General features: G+C 73.6%; 21 protein-coding genes and 1 pseudogene. 8 read left to right on the top strand and 14 right to left on the bottom strand.

Annotated elements, in window-relative coordinates:
* Positions 1-116: 116 nt before the first annotated feature.
* Genes FIV44_RS19250 through FIV44_RS19235 form a run of 4 tightly spaced genes read right to left on the bottom strand, consistent with a single transcriptional unit; the run spans position 117 to position 4,331 of the window.
* The gene (locus FIV44_RS19250; protein WP_141005856.1) at positions 117-1,187 is read right to left on the bottom strand and encodes an MBL fold metallo-hydrolase; all 1,071 of its coding nucleotides are present in this window, start codon (positions 1,185-1,187) and stop codon (positions 117-119) included.
* 9 nt (positions 1,188-1,196) lie between these two features.
* Positions 1,197-2,021 (bottom strand): SDR family oxidoreductase, encoded by an 825-nt coding sequence (locus tag FIV44_RS19245; RefSeq protein WP_141005855.1) that lies wholly within the window; start codon positions 2,019-2,021, stop codon positions 1,197-1,199.
* Positions 2,018-3,130 (bottom strand): NAD(P)H-dependent amine dehydrogenase family protein, encoded by a 1,113-nt coding sequence (locus FIV44_RS19240; RefSeq protein WP_141005854.1) that lies wholly within the window; start codon positions 3,128-3,130, stop codon positions 2,018-2,020. The genes FIV44_RS19245 and FIV44_RS19240 overlap by 4 nt, the downstream gene beginning before the upstream one ends.
* Positions 3,131-3,152: 22 nt before the next feature.
* On the bottom strand, positions 3,153-4,331 hold the full coding sequence (locus tag FIV44_RS19235; RefSeq protein ID WP_141005853.1) for an oxidoreductase: 1,179 nt from the start codon (positions 4,329-4,331) through the stop codon (positions 3,153-3,155).
* A gap of 60 nt (positions 4,332-4,391) precedes the next feature.
* On the opposite strand from FIV44_RS19235, the gene FIV44_RS19230 reads away from it, so the two are divergent.
* Positions 4,392-5,300, top strand: a complete 909-nt coding sequence (locus FIV44_RS19230) for an oxygenase MpaB family protein (RefSeq protein WP_141005852.1) — start codon at positions 4,392-4,394, stop codon at positions 5,298-5,300.
* Between the two features lie 7 nt (positions 5,301-5,307).
* Here the strand turns inward: FIV44_RS19230 and FIV44_RS19225 are convergent, their stop codons facing one another.
* From FIV44_RS19225 to nth, 6 genes are all read right to left on the bottom strand, one after another.
* A complete protein-coding gene (locus FIV44_RS19225; protein ID WP_141005851.1) occupies positions 5,308-6,084 on the bottom strand; it encodes an enoyl-CoA hydratase/isomerase family protein in 777 nt (258 codons plus the stop codon).
* Between the two features lie 19 nt (positions 6,085-6,103).
* Positions 6,104-6,346, bottom strand: coding sequence for an acyl-CoA dehydrogenase family protein (locus FIV44_RS19220; RefSeq protein WP_281285879.1), 243 nt, complete (start codon positions 6,344-6,346; stop codon positions 6,104-6,106).
* Positions 6,347-6,505: 159 nt separating this feature from the next.
* The gene (locus FIV44_RS19215) at positions 6,506-7,681 is read right to left on the bottom strand and encodes a MarP family serine protease (RefSeq protein ID WP_141005850.1); all 1,176 of its coding nucleotides are present in this window, start codon (positions 7,679-7,681) and stop codon (positions 6,506-6,508) included.
* A complete protein-coding gene (locus FIV44_RS19210; protein WP_246086496.1) occupies positions 7,678-8,418 on the bottom strand; it encodes an NUDIX hydrolase in 741 nt (246 codons plus the stop codon). The genes FIV44_RS19215 and FIV44_RS19210 overlap by 4 nt, the downstream gene beginning before the upstream one ends.
* On the bottom strand, positions 8,415-9,047 hold the full coding sequence (locus FIV44_RS19205) for a TlpA family protein disulfide reductase (RefSeq protein ID WP_141005849.1): 633 nt from the start codon (positions 9,045-9,047) through the stop codon (positions 8,415-8,417). The genes FIV44_RS19210 and FIV44_RS19205 overlap by 4 nt, the downstream gene beginning before the upstream one ends.
* On the bottom strand, positions 9,047-9,763 hold the full coding sequence (nth, locus tag FIV44_RS19200) for an endonuclease III (protein ID WP_246086495.1): 717 nt from the start codon (positions 9,761-9,763) through the stop codon (positions 9,047-9,049). The genes FIV44_RS19205 and nth overlap by 1 nt, the downstream gene beginning before the upstream one ends.
* Positions 9,764-9,901: 138 nt before the next feature.
* On the opposite strand from nth, the gene FIV44_RS19195 reads away from it, so the two are divergent.
* On the top strand, positions 9,902-10,579 hold the full coding sequence (locus tag FIV44_RS19195; RefSeq protein ID WP_141005847.1) for a Crp/Fnr family transcriptional regulator: 678 nt from the start codon (positions 9,902-9,904) through the stop codon (positions 10,577-10,579).
* Between the two features lie 32 nt (positions 10,580-10,611).
* Here FIV44_RS19195 and FIV44_RS19190 read toward each other — a convergent pair whose 3' ends face one another.
* Genes FIV44_RS19190 through sp36 form a run of 4 tightly spaced genes read right to left on the bottom strand, consistent with a single transcriptional unit; the run spans position 10,612 to position 12,928 of the window.
* The gene (locus FIV44_RS19190) at positions 10,612-11,433 is read right to left on the bottom strand and encodes an MBL fold metallo-hydrolase (RefSeq protein ID WP_246086494.1); all 822 of its coding nucleotides are present in this window, start codon (positions 11,431-11,433) and stop codon (positions 10,612-10,614) included.
* A 4-nt stretch (positions 11,434-11,437) separates the two neighbouring features.
* Entirely contained in the window at positions 11,438-12,310 is an 873-nt protein-coding gene (locus FIV44_RS19185; protein ID WP_141005846.1) for an NUDIX hydrolase, read from the bottom strand.
* A complete protein-coding gene (locus FIV44_RS19180) occupies positions 12,307-12,768 on the bottom strand; it encodes a RidA family protein (RefSeq protein ID WP_141005845.1) in 462 nt (153 codons plus the stop codon). The genes FIV44_RS19185 and FIV44_RS19180 overlap by 4 nt, the downstream gene beginning before the upstream one ends.
* Before the next feature lie 4 nt (positions 12,769-12,772).
* On the bottom strand, positions 12,773-12,928 hold the full coding sequence (sp36, locus tag FIV44_RS19175; protein ID WP_141005844.1) for a Sp36 family protein: 156 nt from the start codon (positions 12,926-12,928) through the stop codon (positions 12,773-12,775).
* Here sp36 and FIV44_RS33295 point away from each other — a divergent pair.
* The 6 genes and pseudogenes from FIV44_RS33295 to FIV44_RS19150 all read left to right on the top strand — a co-directional run.
* Positions 12,887-13,744: pseudogene (locus FIV44_RS33295) on the top strand (sensor histidine kinase); the annotation flags it as partial. The gene sp36 and the pseudogene FIV44_RS33295 sit on opposite strands and share 42 nt — an antisense overlap.
* A 417-nt stretch (positions 13,745-14,161) precedes the next feature.
* On the top strand, positions 14,162-14,848 hold the full coding sequence (locus FIV44_RS32395; RefSeq protein WP_281285877.1) for a response regulator: 687 nt from the start codon (positions 14,162-14,164) through the stop codon (positions 14,846-14,848).
* Positions 14,849-15,086: 238 nt separating this feature from the next.
* A complete protein-coding gene (locus tag FIV44_RS19165; protein WP_141005842.1) occupies positions 15,087-15,953 on the top strand; it encodes an ABC transporter ATP-binding protein in 867 nt (288 codons plus the stop codon).
* Positions 15,953-18,382, top strand: coding sequence for an FtsX-like permease family protein (locus FIV44_RS19160; protein ID WP_141005841.1), 2,430 nt, complete (start codon positions 15,953-15,955; stop codon positions 18,380-18,382). The genes FIV44_RS19165 and FIV44_RS19160 overlap by 1 nt, the downstream gene beginning before the upstream one ends.
* Positions 18,383-18,426: 44 nt before the next feature.
* Complete coding sequence (bagA, locus tag FIV44_RS19155) at positions 18,427-19,416, top strand: ATPase BagA (RefSeq protein WP_141005840.1); 990 nt, start codon at positions 18,427-18,429, stop codon at positions 19,414-19,416.
* Positions 19,417-19,418: 2 nt separating this feature from the next.
* The gene (locus FIV44_RS19150) at positions 19,419-20,660 is read left to right on the top strand and encodes an ArsA family ATPase (protein WP_141005839.1); all 1,242 of its coding nucleotides are present in this window, start codon (positions 19,419-19,421) and stop codon (positions 20,658-20,660) included.
* Positions 20,661-20,678: the final 18 nt, after the last annotated feature.

Genomic DNA, 20,678 nt, shown 5'->3' with positions numbered 1-20,678 from the left:
GTCAGTCTAGCGACGGCGCTGCTGGTGCTCACGCCGGTCTCATGAGAACGGCGCCCCATGCATTCTTGTAGTCGATTCGCCGATCTCGCTACAAGAATGCATGGGGCGCCGTCACGTCAGACCGCGGTGTAGACGACCCCGTCCGGGCGGTCCACCGCGCTGACCTGGCCACGCGCGACGAGCAGGTCGAGGTGGGCCTTGGTCTCCATCGCGGCCATGCCCTGGCTGAACACGTCGAGCTCGCCGAACGCCCGCTCGTGCCGGGTCCAGCCGAGGTCCTTGGCGACCACGAGCGAGGTGACCGAGCCGCGCTCCTTCACCGAGGCCAGGCAGAGGGCGAGGCGGTGCTCGTGGTGGGCGAGGAGCTCGTCGACGCGCTCGTACGACGACGGGGCGACCGGGCCGTGGGCGGGCAGGATGCGCAGGTCGGGGAGCTCGCGGACGCGGGCGAGGGAGGCCATGAACTGGCCGAGCGGCTGCTCGGAGGGCGGCACGGTGAACCCGATCGACGGGGTGATCGTCGGCAGCACGTGGTCGCCGGCGAACAGCACGCCCTCGGCCTGGTCGGCGAACACGTAGTGGCCCGGCGTGTGGCCGGGGGTGTGCACGGCGTCGAGCAGGCGGCGGCCGATGTCGAAGGTGCGGTCGCCGTCGAGCCACAGGTCGGGGAACGCCCAGTCGGCGGCCTTGGGGAGCTCGCCGTCGTGGCCGGCGGCCCACTGCTGGGCGATCTCCTCCGCACCGGCGGTGCGGAGCACGGCGAGGAAGGGGCTCTCGCCCACGTCGGCCGTGGACGCCCGGTGGAGCAGCTCGAGCGCGGGCCGCTCCTCGGCGCCGAGGACCACGTCGGCGCCGTACTCGTGGCCGAGGACCGTGGCGAGCGTGAAGTGGTCGCGGTGGACGTGGGTGACCAGGAACCTCTTGATGTCACCGAAGCCGGAGCCGATCGAGCGCAGCGACCGGTCGAGCAGGTCGCGGGCGACCGGGATCGACCAGCCGCCGTCGATCAGGGTGAGCCCGTCGTCGCCCTGGATGACGTAGACGTTGACCGCCTTGAGCGCGTCCATCGGCAGCGGCAGCGGGATCCGGTGGATGCCCTCGGCGACCTGCCACGCGCCCTCGTCGGCCCAGTGCCGGCCGGAGTCGGGCGAGATGGCATGGCCGGTGGCGATCCCTCCAGTGGTCATGGAGTCACTCTAGGCGCCGTTCACTTCCGGGCGGAGGTCGGGCAGGCGAAGGTCGAGATTCGGCTCCTGGATGCCGCCGTCGACCTCGAGCATCTTGCCGGTGACGTACTTCCCCGCCGGCGAGGCGAGATAGACCACCGCGGCGGCGATGTCCTCGGCCTCGCCGATCCGGCCGAGCGGGGTCGCCTGCTCCAACTGGGCCTTCGTCTCCGGTACGCCGGCCACGAACTCCAGCGCGCTCGTCATCACCGACCCGACGAAGACGCCGTTCACCCGGATCTGCGGGCTGAGGTCGGTGGCGGCCAGCCGCGACCAGTGCGCGAGGGCGGCCTTGGCGGTGCCGTAGGCGAGGTACCCGCGCCCGGCCAGGCGGCCCATCGCCGAGGAGATCGAGGTGATCGACTTCTGCCGCCCGTCCCCTGCGGACCGCAGCATCAGCGGGGCCGCCGCCCGGCTGAGCGCGTGCGCGGTGGCGACGTTGAAGTGGAAGGCCTCCTCGAGGTAGGCCACGTCGGTGTCGAGGAAGGCGTTCGGGATGGTGCCGCCGACGTTGTTGACGACGACGTCGAGCCGACCGAAGGCGTCGTACGCCCGCTCGGCGAGGCCCGCGACCTCCTCGGTGTGCGCGAGATCGGCCGGTACGACGACCGCCCGGCGCCCGGCCGCCTCGACCCGGGCCGCGACGTCGGCCAGCTGGCTCTCGGTCCGCGACGAGATCACGACGTCCGCGCCGGCCTCGGCGAGCGCGACGGCCGTGGCGGCGCCGATCCCGCGGCCGGCGCCGGTGACCACGGCGACGTGGTCGGTGAGCCGGAACCGGTCGAGGATGCTCATCGCCTCCCTCCGGTTCCCGCGACCAGACCGCGGCCGGTCACGAGCGGGAGGTCGAGCGCGGTCACCAGGCCCGGCCTCGCGGCGACCACCGCGGGGATCGCGTTGATCAGCCGCTGCGCGGTGACGATCATGCCGGAGACGTTGTGGTCGCCGTGCTCGCCGTGGTGGGTGAACTCCAGCTTCATGCACGGCTCGCCGGCGATCTCCACGCGGTAGCAGCCGTCGCCCTCGGCGGGCGTGGGCCACTCGGGGACCTGGTCGGCCGCCGTCCGCGTGACGTGCTCCAGGGTGATCCGCGGGACGCCGTCCGCGGTGCCGATGACCCGGAAGCGGACGGCCCCCATGGTGCCCTCCGCCACGTCCAGCGACACCGTCCTCGTGTCGCGCGGCGCCGGGCGCCGGTCGACCTCCTCGATCAGCGGCTCGTCGAGGGTCACGCCGAGCCCCGCCGCGATCACCCGCACCACCGGACCCCACGCCGTGGTGAGGATCCCGGGCTCCCACAGCAGCGGCTTGGCGTCCAGCGGCTGCCCGAAGCCGAACAGGTCGCGCATCACCACCGGCTGGTAGTACGTCGAGTAGTCGGCGATCTCGCTGACCGTGACGTGGTCGATGCGCTGGCTGAGACTGGTGAGCACGAGCGGCAGCACGTCGTTGGCGAAGCCCGGATCGATCCCGTTGACGTGCAGGCTGGCGTCGCCCTGCCGGCCGGCCTCGTCGATCTGCTCGATCATCTCGGGCGGGAGGGTCCCGTCACCGTGGAGCAGGATCACCGGGCCGGACGAGACCACGTTGACGCCGTCCCGGATCAGCTCGGTGAGGTCGGCGATCGACTCGAAGACCCGGTCGTCGGTCATCGCGCCGTGCACGATGCAGTCCGGGCGCAGCGCGACCAGCTCGTCGCGGTCGGTGGTCGCCCTGACCCCGAGCTCGCGGTCGAGGCCGGCGAGGATGCCCGCGTCCTGACCGTGCTTCTCGGGCGTGGACGTCCACACGCCCACCAGCTCGAGGTCGGGGTGGGCGTCGACGCCGACGATCGCGTGGCGCCCGATCGTCCCCGTGGACCAGACGACGACCCGCAGCGGCTTCTCAGGGATGGTCTGTGACATGCGGGTCAATCTAGAACGAGTTCTAGTTTGTGGGAAGGGCCTCCGGGCACCGGGTGCCGGAGTAGATGGTCGGCATGCACCGGTTGCAGTGGCTGCAGATCCCCGTGCGTACGACGCCCGCGCGGAGCCGGTCGACGAGGTCCGGCTCGCGCAGCAGCGCGCGCCCCATCGCCACGAAGTCGAAGCCGTCGGCCATCGCCTGCCGCATCGTCTCGAGCCGGTTGATCCCGCCGAGCAGCATGAGCGGCATGGCCACCGCGCCCCGCACCTCCAGCGCCTTGGGCCGGAAGTAGGCCTCCTCGAAGGCGTAGCGCTTGAGGAAGCCGCGCCCCATCGGCGTACGCATCCCCCACCGGACGAGCGGCGGCATGGTCGCGGCGAACTCCGCGACCGGCGCCTCGCCGCGGAACAGGTACATCGGGTTCATCAGCGACGAGCCGCCCGAGAGCTGGAGCGCGTCGAGGTGGCCGTCGGCCTCCAGCAGCTGGGCCAGCTCGACGCTCATCGCGGTCGTGACGCCTCCGGCGAAGCCGTCGGAGACCGAGACCTTGGCGGTGACGGCGACCGAGGACCCCACCTCCTCGCGTACGACGCGCGCGATCTGCCGCGCGAGCCGGCCCCGCCGCTCCAGCGGGCCGCCCCAGCGGTCGCGGCGGCGGTTGAGGCCGGGGGCGAGGAAGGAGGAGATGAGGTACGAGTGCGCCATGTGCAGCTCGAGCACGTCGAAGCCGGCGCGCACCAGCACCCTCGCCGCGTCGACGTACGCCCGGGTGACCCGGGCCAGGTCGCGCTCGGTCGCGGACCGGATCAGCTGCATCGACAGCGGGCTCGGCATCGGACTGGCCGCGATCGCGGGCACGCCGTTGGAGCGGCCGTTGGCGACCGGGCCGGCGTGGCCCACCTGGCCGGCGATCGCGGCGCCGGTCGCGTGGATCTCGTCGGCCAGCCGCGCGAGGCCCGGCAGGGTCCGCTCCCCCACGACGATCTGCTCGCGGTGGGTCCGGCCCTCGGGCGCCACCGCGAGATAGGCGACCGTCGTCAGCCCGACTCCGCCGACCGCGGGCGCGCGGTGATAGGCGATCAGCTCGTCGGTGACCACGCCGTCCGGCGTACGCCCCTCGAAGGTGGCGGCCTTGACCGTCCGGTTGCGCAGCCGGACCGGACCCAGGTCGGCCGGGGCGAAGACGTCGGGAGTGCTCACCCGGGCACTCTAGGCCCAGATCTGGAACACGTTCTAGCGCTGGGGGGCTATCGTCGGCGCATGGGGAAGACGCTCTGGCGCGACCGCAACGAATCGCTGGACCCGGAGACCGACTACGTCGAGATCGTCCAGAACCTCACGCTCTACGAGTTCACCTGGGACATCACGCAGGCGCTCAGCTTCGCGCTGTTCCGCACCTACGCCGTGCCCAGCATCGGGCGGCTGCTCGACGAGACCGGCGCGTTCACCGGCGCCGTCCAGAAGCGGTACGACGACACCGCCCTGCTGCTCGAGGCGCCCTTCGTGCATGGCTTCGACTCGGCGGCCGGCAAGGCCGCGCTGCGCCGGATCAACCAGATGCACAAGGCGTACGACATCTCCAACGACGACTTCCGCTATGTGCTGTCGACCTTCGTCGTGATCCCCAAGCGCTGGCTCGACGACTACGGCTGGCGCCCGCTCACCGCCACCGAGCTGCGGGCGAGCGTCAACTACTACCGCGCACTGGGCCGGCACATGGGGATCAAGGACATCCCCGAGACCTACGACGAGTTCATGCACCTGATGGACGACTACGAGCGCGCCCACTTCGACTTCGACGCCGGCGGCCGGCGTGTCGCCGACTCGACGCTGCGCCTGCTCACCACCTTCTACCCGCGGCCGCTGCGCAAGCCGGTCGAGGTGTTCAGCCGCGCCCTCATGGACCGGCCGCTGCTCGACGCCTTCGCGTACGCCGAGCCCAGCCCGCTGGTCCGCCGGCTGAGTCTCGGCGCGATGCGGGCGCGTGCCCGGCTGCTGCGGTACACACCGTCGAACCGCAGGCCGACCTTCACGGCCGACCTGCCGCGGATCAAGAGCTACCCGGACGGTTACCGTCTCGACGCGCTCGGCACGTTCCCGGTTCCGGGGGTCGGTGGCTGCCCGGTCCGGCACGAGGCGGCACCGGTGCCGGACACCGCACGTACCTGACGCGCGATCAGTCGCCGAACCTCGGCTCCCTCTTCTCCAGGAACGCGGCGATGCCCTCCCGACCGTCCGCACCGTCGGCGAGGGCCCGGATCGAGAGGGTCTCCTTGCGCAGCGCGGTCTCCGGCGCGGGCGCGGCGACCTCACGGAGCAGCCGCTTGGCGGCGGCCTGGGCGGGCGCGGAGCCGGCCGCGAGGTCGGACACGACCTGGTCGGCGGTGGCGGCCAGCTCGTCGGCGGGTACGACGCGCGCGACCAGCCCGGCGTCGTACGCCTCCTGGGCGGTGAGCAGGTCGCCGAGGAGGGCGAGGCGCAGCGCGCGGTGCAGACCGAGGGTGTGGACGAGCAGCGAGCTGCCGCCGTCGGGCGAGAGGCCGACCTTGGTGTAGGCGAGGCTGAATCTCGCGCGGACGGCGGCGAGCACGATGTCGGCCGCGGCGGCGAGCGGGAACCCGGCGCCGGCGGCGGTGCCCTGGACCACGCTCACGACGATCGCGTCGGAGCGGACCAGCTCGCTGACGACCCGGTGCAGCGCGTCGGCGAGGTCGTCGATGAAGGCCCCGGGCTCCTCCGCGGTCGCGAAGGCGCCGAGGTCGCCGCCGACGGAGAAGAACCGGCCCTCGGCCGCCAGGACGACGACCCGCGCGCCGTCGCGGTGCGCGGCGCGGACGGCGTCGTGGAGCTGCCCCACCGAGCCGGGATGGATCGGATTGCCGCGGTCGCCGTCGGCGAGGGTGATCCGGGCGATGCCGTCGGCGTACTCGTAGCGGACGAAGGTCTCGGTCATGGGTCGGTCCTCGTGAGTGTCAGCGGAACTGGTCGTGCAGGACGGGCGGGAGGTCGAACAGCGGCTCGCGGCTCAGCTCCGCGCGCCCGAGGGTGGTCAGGTGGGCCTCGTCGGGGCCGTCGAAGATCCGCATCGCGCGGTGCCAGCCGTAGAGCGAGGCCAGCGGCGTCACGTCGCTGACGCCGGCGGCGCCGTGGAGCTGGATGGCGCGGTCGATGACGGAGAGCACGGCGCGAGGTACGGCGATCTTCGCGGCGGCGATCAGGTGCCGCGGGGTACATCGGCGACGGCCCGGTCATGCGGTCACTATGGCGTACGCGCCTGGTGCATGAATCCCCGGATATCCGGGATTCATGCACTTAGTGGGGGTTGCAACCCCTGACAAGCGTATGGATCCCCGGATATCCGGGGATCCATACACTCACGACGCACAGTCACCGGTGCTCACCTCGGTGTCGGAGGCGGTACCGGCGCGGGCGCTGTCCTGGACCTGCTGGGCGGTGAGGGCGTACCCGGTCTCGGGGTCGGTGACGGACGCGGCGAACACGACGCCGGCGACCTTGCCCTGGGGCGTGACGATCGGGCCGCCGGAGTTGCCGGGGCGGACCAGGCCCCGCAGGGAGTAGACCTCGCGGACGACGGTGCCGGCGCCGTAGATGTCGGGCGAGCGGAGGTTCTGCATCGCGCGGACCCGGCCGGTCTGGACGTCGAAGGGACCGTCCTGCGGGTATCCCACGATCGCCACGGGGTCCTCGGCGCCGACGGTCTTGTCGAACTTCAGCACGGGGGCGTCGTCGGTCTCGAGGGCGAGGACGGCGATGTCGAGCTCGCGGTCGTAGAGCACCACCCGCGCGAGCTCGGTGCCGCCGCCGATGCTGACCTCCGGGTCGTCGACGCCGGCGACGACGTGGGCGTTGGTCATCACGCGGTCCTCGGCGAACACGAAGCCGGTGCCCTCGACGCCGCGGCCGCATCGGTTGCCGCCGCGGATCTTCACCACGCTCGACTGGGTCGCCTTGACCTTGGCCGAGCCGGGGAGCTCGGAGGGCCCCGGGGCGACCTCCACGATCCGCTCCGGCGCGAACGGCTCGAGGTAGCGCGGGAAGAAGCCCGTGCCGACCACGTTGTTGAACGCCTGGAGCGTGCTCGGGGCCGACTCCGGCAGCACGTCGTTGACCTTCGAGAGCACCACGGAGCTGCGGACCATCGAGGTGACCGAGCCGATCCGGGTGCCGGAGATCGCGACGCCGAGGGCCCACGCCACGAGGAGTACGGCGAGCGCGCTCAGCAGCGCGCCGCCGACCGCGTCCAGCGCCCGGGCCGGCTGCCAGGTGATCCGCTCGCGGACCCGCGCGCCGGCGTACTGCAGGACGGCCTGGCCGAGCGAGGCGCACAGGATCACGATGAACAGCGCGCCCAGGGAGACCGCCAGGGACGGCTCGAGGCCGCCGAGGACCAGCGGCGCGAGCAGGATGCCGCCGAGGCCGCCCGAGAGGAGGCCGATGGTGGCGAAGGCGCCGGTGATGAACCCCTGCCAGTAGCCGGAGAGGGCGTACGCGGCGACGAGGATCAGCAGCAGCCAGTCGAGGAGGTTCACTCGTTGGGCTCCAGGATGTCCATGCCGTCCCCCGCGTCCTCGTCGGCTGCTGCTGCGGCGGCCGTCCGGCGGACGTGCTCGGCGAGCATGTAGTCCGGGAGACTATGCACCGGCGGATCCGTCACCGGGGGGAGCCACCCGAGGAAGTCGAAGAACCGGGTCAGGATGCCGCCGGTGAAGCCCCACAGGATGACGTCCTTGTCGGGACCGATGAGGAAGCCCGGCCCGGTCCAGCCGCCGGGGTGGCGGACCTGGATCCGGTGCTCCGGCGCGAACAGCTCCTCCAGGGTCACCCGGTGGATCGCATGCACCTCCTGCGGCGAGGCGACCCGGATCGGCGCCGGGTCGCGCCACCAGCCGAGGACCGGCGTCACCGCGAAATTGGACGGCGGCAGCCACAGCTCGGGCAGGGTGCCGAACACCTCGACACCCGTCGGGTCGACGCCGATCTCCTCCTCGGCCTCCCGCAGCGCGGCCTCGACGATGGTCTCGCCGGGGTCGATGCTGCCGCCGGGGAAGGAGACCTGCCCGGGGTGGGAGCGCATGTCGTGGGCGCGCTCGGTGAGCAGCACGTCGTGGTCGCCGAAGAGCATGAGCACCGCGCCTCGTCGTACCGGCCGGTCCTTCGGCGGCAGGAACGCGGTCAGCTCGCTGCCGCGGATGCCCCGCGCGCCCTCCGCGACCGGGTGCAGCCAGTCGGGCAGCCCGTCCGGAAGGCCATCCGGTACGCCGCTCACGGCGTGGCCTTCGCGGCGGCGAGGTCGATCCCGAGCGTCTCCTCGACCATCGCGACCACCTCGTCGGACGAGGTGACCCCGCCGGTGTGGGGCTTCGAGACGGTGCCGTCCTCGGCGACGAAGAGGAAGAAGGGCAGCCCGGCCCCCAGCGGGGCGTCGGTCTCCTGCAGGTCGCCGCACCCGTCGGCGAGCGAGGGGTAGGTGACGCCGCTCAGCCGCGCGAGGTCGATGGCGGCGCCGGGGTAGGTGTCGAGCCAGTTGACGCCCAGGACGGTGATCCGGTCGCCGTACTCCTCGTAGAACTCCTGCAGCGCCGGCATCTCCTTGCGGCACGGGCCGCAGTTGGAGGACCAGAAGTTGAGGACCGCGGGTCCGTGGACCCGGGACAGCGCGGCCCCCGCCTCGCCGCCGAGGCAGTCGAGCTCGAGGTCGGGCAGCCGCGCGGCGGCGCCGTCGCCGGCCGACCAGGACGCCGGGTCGCAGTCGGCGATGCCCGCGGCCTCGCGGTCCTGGACCAGGTCGGGCGTCGTGGCGTCGACCTTGCAGGCGAAGGAGGGCGCGACGCCGTCGCAGCCGGTGAGCAGGACCCCGGCCGCCAGCAGCGCGACCGCGGCGACGGGCAGACGCATCAGTTGGGCCCCTCGGTGCGGACCAGCTTCTCCGCCTCGACCGGGTCGGTCGGCCCGGTGCCGTACGACGGGCACCACCGCGCCACCGGGCAGGCACCGCACGCGGGCTTCTTGGCGTGGCAGCGCCGGCGGCCGTGCCAGATCAGGTGGTGGGACAGCATGGTCCAGTCCCGCTTCGGGAACAGCGCGCCCACGGCGTGCTCGACCTTCACGGGGTCCGTCTCGTCGGTCCAGCCCAGCCGCCGCGACAGCCGGCCGAAGTGGGTGTCGACGGTGATGCCGGGCAGGTCGAAGGCGTTGCCCAGGACCACGTTGGCGGTCTTGCGGCCCACGCCCGGCAGCGTGACGAGGTCGTCGAGCGTGGCGGGCACCTGGCCGTCGTACCGCTCGACGAGGGCGGCGCTGAGCTTGAGCAGCGACTCGGTCTTGGCCCGGAAGAAGCCCAGCGGCCCGACGATCTGCTCGAGGTGGGCCCGGTCGGCGGCCGCCATCGAGGCCGGGTCGGGGTAGGCCGCGAACAGGGTCGGGCGCACCGCGTTGACCCGCTTGTCGGTCGTCTGCGCCGACAGCACGGTGACGACGAGGCACTCGAAGGCGTTGTCGAAGTCGAGCTCGGCGTGAGCGTCGGGGTAGGTCTCGGCGAGCACCCGGTCGATCTTGCGGGCCCGGCGGACGAGCTGGGTCGGCGTCTCCTCAGTCGTGTCGATCGGCCGCACGGAGGCCACCCTACGGTGTGCCTCCGACAGGCCGGGACCACGCGTCCGCGCGGGACATGCCGGAGGCGACGCTAGGTGTGACATCACGCACTGGCTAGGATGCGGCCGACCGGGTTTTACCGTGACTTTGGAGGAAGCGTGGACAACGACGTACTCCGTCAGGCGCCACTGTTCAGTGCCCTCGACGACGAGGCCATGGCAGCGCTGCGCACGTCCCTGGCGACCACGCGCCTCCGGCGCGGCGAGGTGCTGTTCCACGAGGGCGACAGCGGCGACAAGCTGTACGTCGTCCTCGAGGGCAAGGTGAAGCTCGGCCGCACGTCCTCCGACGGGCGCGAGAACCTGCTCGCGATCATGGGCCCCGGGCAGATGTTCGGCGAGCTCTCCCTCTTCGACCCGGGCCCGCGCTCGGCGACCGTCACCTGCGTGACCGACGCCGAGTTCGCCTCGCTGTCCCACGAGGACCTGCTGCGCTGGCTCGAGGGCCGCCCCGTCGTCGCCCGCGGGCTGCTCGCCCAGCTCGCCGCCCGGCTGCGCAAGGCCAACGACGTCGTCGCCGACCTGGTGTTCTCCGACGTCCCCGGCCGGGTCGCCAAGGCACTGCTCGACCTCGCCGACCGCTTCGGCCGGACCGCCGACGACGGCGTCCACGTCCACCACGACCTCACCCAGGAGGAGCTCGCCCAGCTGGTCGGCGCCTCCCGCGAGACGGTCAACAAGGCGCTGGCCGACTTCGCCTCGCGCGGCTGGCTGCGGCTGGAGCCGCGCTCGGTCGTGATCCTCGACATGGAGCGGATGTCCCGCCGCGCCCGCTGATCCGCGGCCGGCGCCTCCCGCCGGGCTGTCGCTCAGCGAGCAGCGAGATACGCCAGCTGGGCCCGGACCGACGACTCGGCGGCGCCCCACAGGGCCTCGTCGACGTCGGCGTACACGACCTCCACGACCTGCCGGGGCAGGGTGGGGTGCTCGGCGACGTCGGGCGGCAGCTGGGCGGGGGCGAGCCCGAGCCGTTCGAGCGCGGACTCGACCTGGGCGAGGCGCTCGCGGCGGTGGACGAGGTAGTGGTCCAGGACGCCGGCGGCGTCGGGGAGCACCGGGCCGTGGGCCGGCCAGAGCGAGCCGACCCGGCCGTCGGTGACGAGGGATCGCATCCGGGCGATGGAGTCGAAGTACGAGCCGAGGTCGCCGTCGGGGTGGACGATCACGGTCGTGCCGCGGCCGAGGACCATGTCGCCGGTCAGCAGGGCGCCGTCGGCCTCCACCAGCAGCGAGATCGAGTCGGTGGTGTGGCCGGGGGTGGCGAGCACCTCGACGTCGAGCCCACCGACGGAGAGGACCTCGCCGTCGGTGAGCGGGTCCGAGCGCCAGCACTGCGCCGGGTCGAGCCCGCGGACGCCGCAGCCCATCCGCTCCGCGAACGAGCGGGCCGCCTCGGTGTGGTCGACGTGGTGGTGGGTGACGACGACGGCCTCCACCTGGCCGGCGACCGCGGCGACGGCGTCGAGGTGGTCGTCGTGCAGCGGGCCGGGGTCGACCACGATCGAGCGGCCGGAGCCAGGCTCGCGCAGCACCCAGGTGTTGGTGCCGTCGAGGGTCATGATGCCGGGGTTCGGGGCGAGCACGCAGCGCCCGCGGTCGCCGTACAGCCCTCCGGTCCAGGTCTCCCCCACGACGTCAGCCCCGTCGTGCGGCGACCAGGGGCCGCAGCTGGTCGGGCATCGAGAGCGTGAACCCGTCGCCGAGCGGCTCGACCTCCGGCGTGAACATGGTGACCGTGCGGTCCCGGCTCGCGGCCATCACGGCGTCGACGTCGCCGAGGGTGCCGACCTCCAGGCAGGTGAGGTACGTCGGCGGCAGCATGCCGAGCTCGCCACGGTCGGCCCGGTCGGCGGCCTCGGCGGCGCCGATCCAGGTCACCTCGACCGACTCCGTCGACACGTCGCGCGTGATCTGCCCCTCGGGCAGGCGGGCCACGAAGAACCAGGTGCGGAAGCGCTTCGGCTCGAACACCGGGGTCAGCCAGCCGCTCCAGATCCCGAGCAGGTCGGTGCGGAGCACGAGGCCGCGGCGGTCGAGGAAGTCGGTCATCGACAGCTCGTGCGACTCCAGTGCGAGGCGGTCCGCCTCCCAGTCGTCGCCGGTGGTGTCGGCGACGACGCTGTCGGCGGAGGTCCCGGCGAGCAGGACGCCGGACTCCTCGAAGGTCTCCCGGACCGCGGCGCAGACCAGGGCGCGCGCGACGTCCTCGGTCGCGCCGAGCCGGGCCGCCCACTCCGCCGGCGTCGGTCCCGCCCACGCCACCGCGTGGTCGTCGTCCCGCGGGTCGACCCCGCCGCCGGGGAAGACGCACATCCCGCCGGCGAAGTCCATCGTCGTGTGCCGCCTCAGGAGGTAGATCTCCGGCCGGCCGTCGGCCCCTGCACGCTGCAGCACCACCGTGGCGGCGTCGCGCGGCACGGCGGCCTCGCGCCGCCCGTCGGCGTACTCCGCGGCGAGGTCGGCGAAGCCCTCGGGCAGCGGCACCGGGGGCAGCGGGATGCGGGTCACGCGCGCACCTCGGCGATGACCTCGACCTCGACGGGCGCGTCCAGCGGCAGCACGGGTACGCCGACCGCGGAGCGCGCGTGCACGCCCGCCTCCCCGAACACCTCGCCGAACAGCTCCGACGCGCCGTTGGCGACCCCGGGCTGGCCGGTGAAGTCGGGCGTGGACGCCACGAACGCGACGACCTTCACGATCCGGACCCGGCTCAGGTCTCCGGCGACCGAGGAGATCGCCGCGATCGCGTTGAGCGCGCACTGCCGCGCACAGGCGTAGGCGTCCTCCGCGCTCACCTCGCCGCCGACCTTGCCCGTCGCCATCAGCGCGCCGTCCCGCATGGGCAGCTGGCCGGCGGTGTAGACGTAGTCGCCGCTGCGGGTCGCCGGGACGTACGCCGCCACCGGCGGCACCACGTCCGGGACGCTCAGGCCGAGCTCGGCGAGGCGCTCCTCGGGGGTCGCCATCCGCTCAGTCCTGGACCGGCCGCTTGAAGTACGCGACGTCGTTGCCGCCCTGCCCGGGCAGGATCGCGACCAGCTCCCAGCCGTCGGAGCCGAAGTTGTTGAGGATCTGCGCCGCGGCGTGGTTGAGGACGGGCGCCACCTGGTACTCCCACTTGGTCATGTGGGGCACGATATCCACCCTAGGTCTGACGTCGACCACCCCGGCGCCGTCTACGGTGGCCCGGTGGCAGGACCGCATCGGCAACCGTGGCGGCTCGGACCGCGCGGCAAGCGGTGGTTCGACGTCGCCCTGACCCTGGCCCTGCTGCTGCCGGTGCTGCCGTACCTCGCCTTCGTCGACGACGCCGTCGGCGCGGTGCTGATGCTGGCGCAGATCACCCCCCTCGTCCTGCGACGCCGTCACCCGGTCGCGGTCTTCGCGGTCGTCGCGGCGGCCAGCGCCGTGCAGGCGCTGGTGATCGACAGCCCGCTGTGGAGCCAGGCCGCCTTCCCGATCGCGGTCTACTCCGTCGCTCGGTACGCCGGCCGCCGGTGGGCCGCGGCGGCGCTCTCGACCGGGCTGGTCGGAGCGGCGGTCGCCACCGTGGACTGGCTCCGCGGCTTCGGCGCCGACCTGCTGAACCCGGCCAATGTGACGGCGTACTTCATCACGATCGCGCTCTTCGTCGTCGTCGCCTGGACCCTCGGGACGCTCGGCCGGACCCGGCAGGCGTACGTCGACGCGCTGGTCGAGCGCGGCGAGCGGCTCGAGCGGGAGGCGGCCCAGCAGGCCGCGCTCGCCGCGATCGACGAGCGGCACCGGATCGCCCGGGAGATGCACGACGTGGTGGCGCACGGGCTGACGACGATCGTGGTGCAGGCCGACGGCGCCCGGGCGGCCGCCGCGCACGACCCCTCGGTGACCGAGCCGGCGCTCGCCACGATCGCGGCGACGGGCCGGGAGGCGATCGCGGAGCTGCGCCGGATGCTGGGCCTGCTGCGGGCGGAGGAGGCGCTGACCGCGCCCCAGCCCCGCCTCGCCGACCTCCCGGCACTCCTCGGCGAGGCGCGCGCCGCCGGGACGCCGGTCCTGGCCCGGCTGCCCGCGCCGCTGCCCGCCGTCTCGGACGGGGTGGCCCTGACGACGTACCGGATCGTGCAGGAGGCGCTCAGCAACGTCCGCAAGCACGCGGGTCCCGGCGCGCTGGCCACGGTCGGCGTGCGGGTCGAGGGGACGCGGTGGTGGTCGAGGTGGCCGACGACGGCCGGGGCGCCGCCGCGCCCGACGACGGCCGGGGCTGGGCCTGGCCGGCATGCGCGAGCGGGTCGGCGCCCACGGGGGCACGCTGGAGACGGGGCCTGCGCCCGGCGGCGGCTTCCGGGTGTGCGCGAGGATCCCGCTGTGAGCCATGACGTGAGCGAGCCGACCGAGCCGATCCGGGTGTTCCTCGTCGACGACCAGGACCTGGTCCGGGCCGGGTTCCGGATGCTCATCGACAGCCAGCCCGGGCTCACCGTGGTCGGCGAGGCCGGGGACGGCGGGCAGGCGCTCGAGCGGCTCGCCGTGACCCGCTGCGACGTCGTGCTGATGGACGTGCGGATGCCCCGCCTCGACGGCGTGGAGGCCACCCGGCGGCTGGCCGAGCGGCCCGACCCGCCGCAGGTGATCGTGCTGACGACCTTCGACCTCGACGAGTACGCCTTCGCCGCGATCCGCGCCGGCGCCGCCGCCTTCCTGCTCAAGGACGCCACCCCCGAGACGCTGCTCGACGCCATCCGCACCGTCCACGCCGGCGACTCCGTGGTCGCCCCCAGCACCACCCGGCGGCTGCTGGAGCACTTCGCCACCGCCCTGCCCGACCCGGACGGAGCCGCCGGCGCACCCGCCCCCGACCACCGCCTCGACGCTCTCACCGAGCGCGAGCGGGAGACCCTCGTCCTCGTCGGCCGCGGCCTCTCCAACGCCGAGATCGCGGCCGAGTTCGTCGTCTCCGAGGCCACGGTGAAGACCCACATCGGCCGGCTGCTCGCCAAGACCGGCTCCCGCGACCGCGTCCAGCTCGTCGTGCTGGCCTATGAGACGGGTCTGGTCCGGCCGTGACGCCACCGCTGTAACACGTTGTTCGCCCCCCTCCCAGCCCCGTGTCCGATGTACCAGCCCCGTACAGAGACCGATCTCCGACGTGATCGGGCGGGTAGAGGCGCAGACAACGTGTTACAGAGGACAGCCGGCGGCCTCAGCCGCGAACAACGTGTTACAGCACCGTCCACCCACCGTCGTACGACGGATCAGCCCGTGGCCTGACGATCGCGGCGCGCGATCCGGCGAGGCTCGGGGCATGACCTCTCCCACGCTCGCCGCCAGCGCCCGCGGCCTCACCAAGTCCTACGGCCGCGGCGACACCCTCGTCCACGCGCTCCGCGGCGTCGACCTCGATCTGCCCGCCGGACGGTTCACCGCGATCATGGGGCCGTCGGGCTCCGGCAAGTCCACGCTCATGCACTGCCTGGCCGGGCTCGACCAGCCGACGTCCGGCACGGTCAGCGTGGCCGGCCAGGCCCTCGAGGGGCTCGGCGACGACGCGCTGACCCGGTTCCGCCGCGACCACGTGGGGTTCGTGTTCCAGGCGTTCAACCTGCTGCCGATGCTGAGCGCCGAGCAGAACATCCGGCTCCCGGCCGAGCTCGCGGGCCGCGACCGCGACCCCGGACTCCGCGAGCGGTTCGACCGGATCGTCGACACCCTCGGCCTCACCGCACGGCTGACCCACCGCCCGGCCGAGCTGTCCGGCGGCCAGCAGCAACGGGTCGCCATCGCGCGAGCACTGCTCTCCGCGCCGGCGATCCTGTTCGCCGACGAGCCGACCGGCAACCTCGACAGCACCAGCTCCGCCGAGGTGCTCGCCCTGCTGCGCCAGTCGGTGCGCGAGCTCGGCCAGACCGTCGTCATGGTCACCCACGAGATCGAGGCCGCCCGGTACGCCGACGACGTCGTCGTGCTCGCCGACGGCCGGATCACCGAGCGCCGCGAGGCCGCGGCCGAAGAGGTCTCGCCCCTCGGTGACGCCTGCTGCGCGCCGCGATCCGCGCACGCCGGCAGCGTTGACGTCGATCGACGGTCAACCAGAACGCCTCACTCCGCCGCCTCGCCGGCGTACGCGCCTCGCGACGCTCGCGACGCCGTCACCGAGGGGCGAGACCTCTGATGCGCACCGTCACCCTCGCGTCGCTGCGCACCCACACCCGCCGGTACGGCGCCGCGCTGCTCGCCGTCGTCGTCGGCTCCGCGTTCATCGTGGTCACCGCAGCCCTTTCGTCGTCGATCCGCGACGGCCTGACCGCCGGTCTCGCCGAGCCGTACGCCGGCGCCGACACCGTCGTCGACAGCCCCTCTCCCGCGGACGCGGGCCGGCTCCTCGCCGCCGCCGAGCGCCACGGCGCGGACGCCTGGCTGATCGGCTGGACCATGGAGCAGCTCGCCGTCGAGGGGAAGGTCGTCGACACCGACACCGACATCGGGCAGCTGCCCGACCGCCCGGACCGGCGCTGGCAGGAGCTGGTCTCCGGCCGGTTCCCGGGCGGCGCCGGCGAGGCGGTGGTCGACGCCAACACCGCCAAGGTGTCGCGGATCGAGGTCGGCGACCGGCTGCGGATCGGGACCGGCGGGAGCGCGCTCGACGTCACGGTCGTCGGGCTGGTCGACTCGCCGTCGACCTACGCCTACGCGTCGGTCTACCTGCTGTGGGCGGATCTCGCCCGCTGGCAGGACCGGATGTTCGTGACGAGCCTGGCCTGGGCGGACCCCGGCGGCGCGGCCGACGCGCGCGCGGCGGTCCGGGACGTCGTACCGGACGCGGAGGTGGTGGACGTCGACGCGTACGTCCAGGACCTGCAGAAGGAGGTCAACAGCGGCGTCGACATCGTGCAGGTCGTGGTGCTGCTGTTCGGGGCGATCGCCCTCGTGGTCGCGGTCCTCGTCATCAACAACACCTTCACCATCCTGTTCGCCCAGCGCTCGCGGGACTTCGCACTGCTGCGGTGCGTGGGGGCGACCCGGCGCCAGGTGCTGCGCTCGGTGCGCCTGGAGTCGCTCGCCCTCGGCGTGCTGGCCGCCGCCCTCGGGGTCCTCGCCGGGCTCGGCGCCGGGCACGGACTGGTCGCGCTGATCCACGCGCAGTGGCCGCAGGCCCGCCTGGGCGACGTCGATGTCGCGCCGGCCTGGATCGCCGGCGCCGCGGTCGTCGCGATCGTGGTGACCCTGGTGGCGGCCTGGCTGCCGACCCGGCGCGCCGTGCAGGTCGACCCGCTCACGGCGCTGCGCCCCGACGACAGCACGCAGGTGCGGACCCGGACCGGCCGGATCCGGCTCGCCCTCGGCGTCCTCGGGCTCGGCGGCGGCGTCCTCGCCCTCGGCGCCGCGGTCGCGACGGCCAATGTCGGCGCCCTCGTCGTCGGGGGTACGGCGGTCTTCCTCGGCGTGCTGCTCCTCGGACCGGTGCTGGTGCCCGCCCTGATCCGGGCCGCCGGGCCGCTCACGCAGCGGCTGCTCGGCCCGGCCGGACGGCTCGCCGCCGGCAACGCCGTGCGCAACCCGCGCCGGACCGCCGCCACGACGGCGTCGCTGCTCGTCGGCGTCACCCTCACCACCGCGGTGCTGACCGGCATGGCCAGCTCCCGCTCCGCCCTGGCCGACGAGATGGACCAGCAGCACCCGATCGACCTCGCCGTCACCGGCGGCGGCCCGCTGCCGGCGGACGCCCTCGACCGGCTCGCGGCGATCGACGGGGTCGTCGCCGCCGTACCCGTGCCCGGGACGGTCGCCCGGATCGGCGGCCTCGACCCGCTCCCGGTGCTCGCCGACACCACGCCCGCGGACGCGGGCGTCCTGCACCGCGAGCTCCCCACGCCGGGACCGCGCCAGGTGCTGGTGCCCTGGGACCTGCTGCACGGGGAGGTGGAGGCCGGCGACGAGGTGGCGGTGACCGTCGGCGACCGGACGGTGCGGCTGCGGGTCGCCGGCGGCGACGGCTGGGGCGAGGCCGCCCTGGTCCGCCGTACGACGCTCGAGCGGCTCGACCCCGGCGCATCCACCCAGGCGGTCTGGCTGCGCGCGGACGACGACGCCGACCCCGCGGACCTGGCCGGCTCGGTCGAGGCCGTCGCCGCGCCGCTGGACGCGGGCGTCGAGAACGGGCTGGCCCGGCGCGCGTACGTCGACACCCAGCTCGACGTGCTCACCGGCGGGGTCGTGGGCCTGCTCGCCATCGCCGTCGTGATCGCGCTGGTCGGGATCGGCAACACCCTCGGCCTGTCGGTGCTCGAGCGCGGCCGCGAGCACGCCCTGCTCCGGGCACTCGGCCTCACCCGCCGGCAGGTGCGCCGGATGCTGGCCGCCGAGGCGGTGCTGCTGTCGGTCGTGGCGACCGTCCTCGGGACCGCCCTGGGCGTCGCCTTCGCCTGGACCGGGATCCGCGCCCTCGTCCAGCCCGCCGTCGACGGCGCCGGCCTGGTGCTCCCCTGGGGACAGCTCGCCGCCGTGGTCGGGGTCTCGGCCCTGGCCGGGCTGGTGGCGGCCGTGCTGCCGTCGCGCCGGGCGTCCCGGATCACTCCGGCGGCGGGACTCTCGCTGGACTGACCCCTCGGGTGGGGAGGCACCACTAGGCTCCGTCGGGTGAGCGATTGGCCGAAGGTGCGTCTCCACGTGGTCACCGGGAAGGGGGCACGGGGAAGTCCACGGTCGCGTCGGCCCTGGCCCTCGCTCTCGCCAGCCGCGGCCGGAACGTGCTGCTCTGCGAGGTCGAGGGTCGCCAGGGCATCGCACGGATGTTCGACGTCGACCCGCTGCCGTACCAGGAGCGGCGGCTGACGACCGGTCTCCCCGACGCCGACGGCGGCCGCGGGGTCGTGCACGCGCTGCACATCGACGCGGAGTCGGCGCTGCTGGAGTACCTCGCGATGTACTACCGGCTCGGCCGCGCCGGCAAGGCACTCGACCGCTTCGGGGTGATCGAGTTCGCGACCACGATCGCACCCGGCGTACGCGACGTGCTGCTGACCGGCAAGGTCTACGAGGCGGTGCAGCGCAACAGTCGCAACAAGTCCGCCATCGAGTACGACGCGGTGGTGCTCGACGCGCCGCCGACCGGCCGGATCACCCCGTTCCTCAACGTCAGCAACGAGCTCGCCGGGCTGGCGAAGGTCGGGCCGATCAAGTCGCAGTCCGACACGATGATGACCCTGTTCCGGTCCCCGCGTACGGCGGTCCACCTGGTCACCGTGCTGGAGGAGATGCCCGTCCAGGAGACCGCCGACGGCATCGCCGACCTGCGCGCGGCCGGGCTCCCGGTCGGCGGCGTCGTCGTCAACCAGGTGCGGCCCCAGGACCTGTCCGCCGCCGACCTCGCCGCGGCCCGCGCCGGCACCCTGGACCGCTCGGCCATCGAGCGGGATCTGGCCGACGGCGGGATCAGGGACACGCCCGGTCTGGTCGACGGGCTGCTCGCCGAGGCCGCGGACCATGCCGAGCGTCGGGCGCTCGAGGACGGGCAGCGCGACCTGGTGGCGCGGATGGACGTGCCGTCGTACGAGCTGCCGCGGATGGCCGGCGGCATCGACCTCGGCGGGCTGTACGAGCTCGCCGGACTCCTCCGAGAGCAGGGGATGGCCTAGACATGGCGGCACGCAGCAGCGCCCATCGCCCGTCCCGCGTCGGCCCCGCGACCGCGGCCGGCCGCCGGGCCGGCACCCTCGACGTCGACGCCCTGCTCGACGACCCGGCCACCGGGATCATCGTGTGCTGCGGCTCGGGCGGCGTCGGCAAGACGACGACCAGTGCCGCGCTGGCGCTCCGGGCGGCCGAGCGGGGGCGGAAGGTCGTCGTACTGACCATCGACCCGGCCCGCCGGCTGGCGCAGTCGATGGGGATCGAGGAGCTCGACAACACCCCGCGGCCGGTCGTCGGCGTCGAGGGGGACGGGAGCCTCGACGCGATGATGCTCGACATGAAGCGCACCTTCGACGAGGTGGTGCTCTCCCAGGCCAGCCCGGAGAAGGCGCGGCAGATCCTGGCCAACCCGTTCTACATCGCGCTGTCGAGCTCGTTCGCGGGCACGCAGGAGTACATGGCGATGGAGAAGCTGGGCCAGCTGTACCGGGAGAATGTCGTTTCCTCCGGAGCTGGCCGGCCTCGTGGCAATGATGCGCAGGAGGCGGGGACCTACGACCTGATCGTGGTCGACACCCCGCCGTCGCGCTCGGCGCTGGACTTCCTCGACGCCCCCGAGCGGCTCTCCAGCTTCCTCGACGGCCGCTTCGTGCGGCTGCTGCTGGCGCCGGCGAAGGGCCCGGCCCGGCTGATGACGGCCGGCTTCAGCCTGATCACGAACGCGCTGACCAAGATCCTCGGCGCCCAGTTCCTCAAGGACCTGCAGACCTTCGTGACCGCGCTCGACACCGTCTTCGGCGGGTTCCGGCAGCGCGCGCAGCAGACCTACTCGCTGCTCAAGGCCGACGGTACGGCGTTCCTGGTGGTCGCGGCGCCCGAGGCGGACGCGCTGCGGGAGGCGGAGTACTTCGTCGAGCGGCTCAGCGAGGACGACATGCCGCTGGCCGGGCTGGTCGTCAACCGGGCCAGCCCCGACCCCGGCGGCGACCTGTCCGCGGACGAGGCGATGGCGGCGGCCGAGCGGCTGCGTCGTACCGACGGGTCGTCGACGGCGGCGCTGACCGCCGGGCTGCTCCGGCTGCACGCCGACCGGGTGCGCATGGTACAGCGCGAGCGCACGCTGCGGGACCGGTTCGCGACCGCGCACCCGCAGGTGGCGACGGCCGTCGTACCGGCGCTCGCCGGTGACGTGCACGACCTCGGCGGGCTGCGCACCGTGGGCGCGCTGCTCGCCGAGCAGCCCGCCTGAACCGGTCGATCCAGGCGG

Origin of the sequence: Nocardioides humi (assembly GCF_006494775.1) — a bacterium.
Taxonomy (GTDB): domain Bacteria; phylum Actinomycetota; class Actinomycetes; order Propionibacteriales; family Nocardioidaceae; genus Nocardioides; species Nocardioides humi.
Note: the sequence above shows the minus strand (reverse complement) of the source record. Positions and strands in the feature narration are given on the sequence as shown.

Bases quoted from the DNA above. Each gene is read 5' to 3' on its own strand.
- FIV44_RS19250 (WP_141005856.1), bottom strand. From the start codon at position 1,187: ATGACCACTGGAGGGATCGCCACCGGCCATGCCATCTCGCCCGACTCC.
- FIV44_RS19205 (WP_141005849.1), bottom strand. From the start codon at position 9,047: ATGCGTCTGCCCGTCGCCGCGGTCGCGCTGCTGGCGGCCGGGGTCCTG.
- FIV44_RS19230 (WP_141005852.1), top strand. From the start codon at position 4,392: ATGGGGAAGACGCTCTGGCGCGACCGCAACGAATCGCTGGACCCGGAG.
- FIV44_RS19160 (WP_141005841.1), top strand. From the start codon at position 15,953: ATGCGCACCGTCACCCTCGCGTCGCTGCGCACCCACACCCGCCGGTAC.
- FIV44_RS19240 (WP_141005854.1), bottom strand. From the start codon at position 3,130: ATGTCACAGACCATCCCTGAGAAGCCGCTGCGGGTCGTCGTCTGGTCC.
- FIV44_RS19180 (WP_141005845.1), bottom strand. From the start codon at position 12,768: ATGGCGACCCCCGAGGAGCGCCTCGCCGAGCTCGGCCTGAGCGTCCCG.
- sp36 (WP_141005844.1), bottom strand. From the start codon at position 12,928: ATGACCAAGTGGGAGTACCAGGTGGCGCCCGTCCTCAACCACGCCGCG.
- FIV44_RS19245 (WP_141005855.1), bottom strand. From the start codon at position 2,021: ATGAGCATCCTCGACCGGTTCCGGCTCACCGACCACGTCGCCGTGGTC.
- FIV44_RS19225 (WP_141005851.1), bottom strand. From the start codon at position 6,084: ATGACCGAGACCTTCGTCCGCTACGAGTACGCCGACGGCATCGCCCGG.
- FIV44_RS19165 (WP_141005842.1), top strand. From the start codon at position 15,087: ATGACCTCTCCCACGCTCGCCGCCAGCGCCCGCGGCCTCACCAAGTCC.
- FIV44_RS19150 (WP_141005839.1), top strand. From the start codon at position 19,419: ATGGCGGCACGCAGCAGCGCCCATCGCCCGTCCCGCGTCGGCCCCGCG.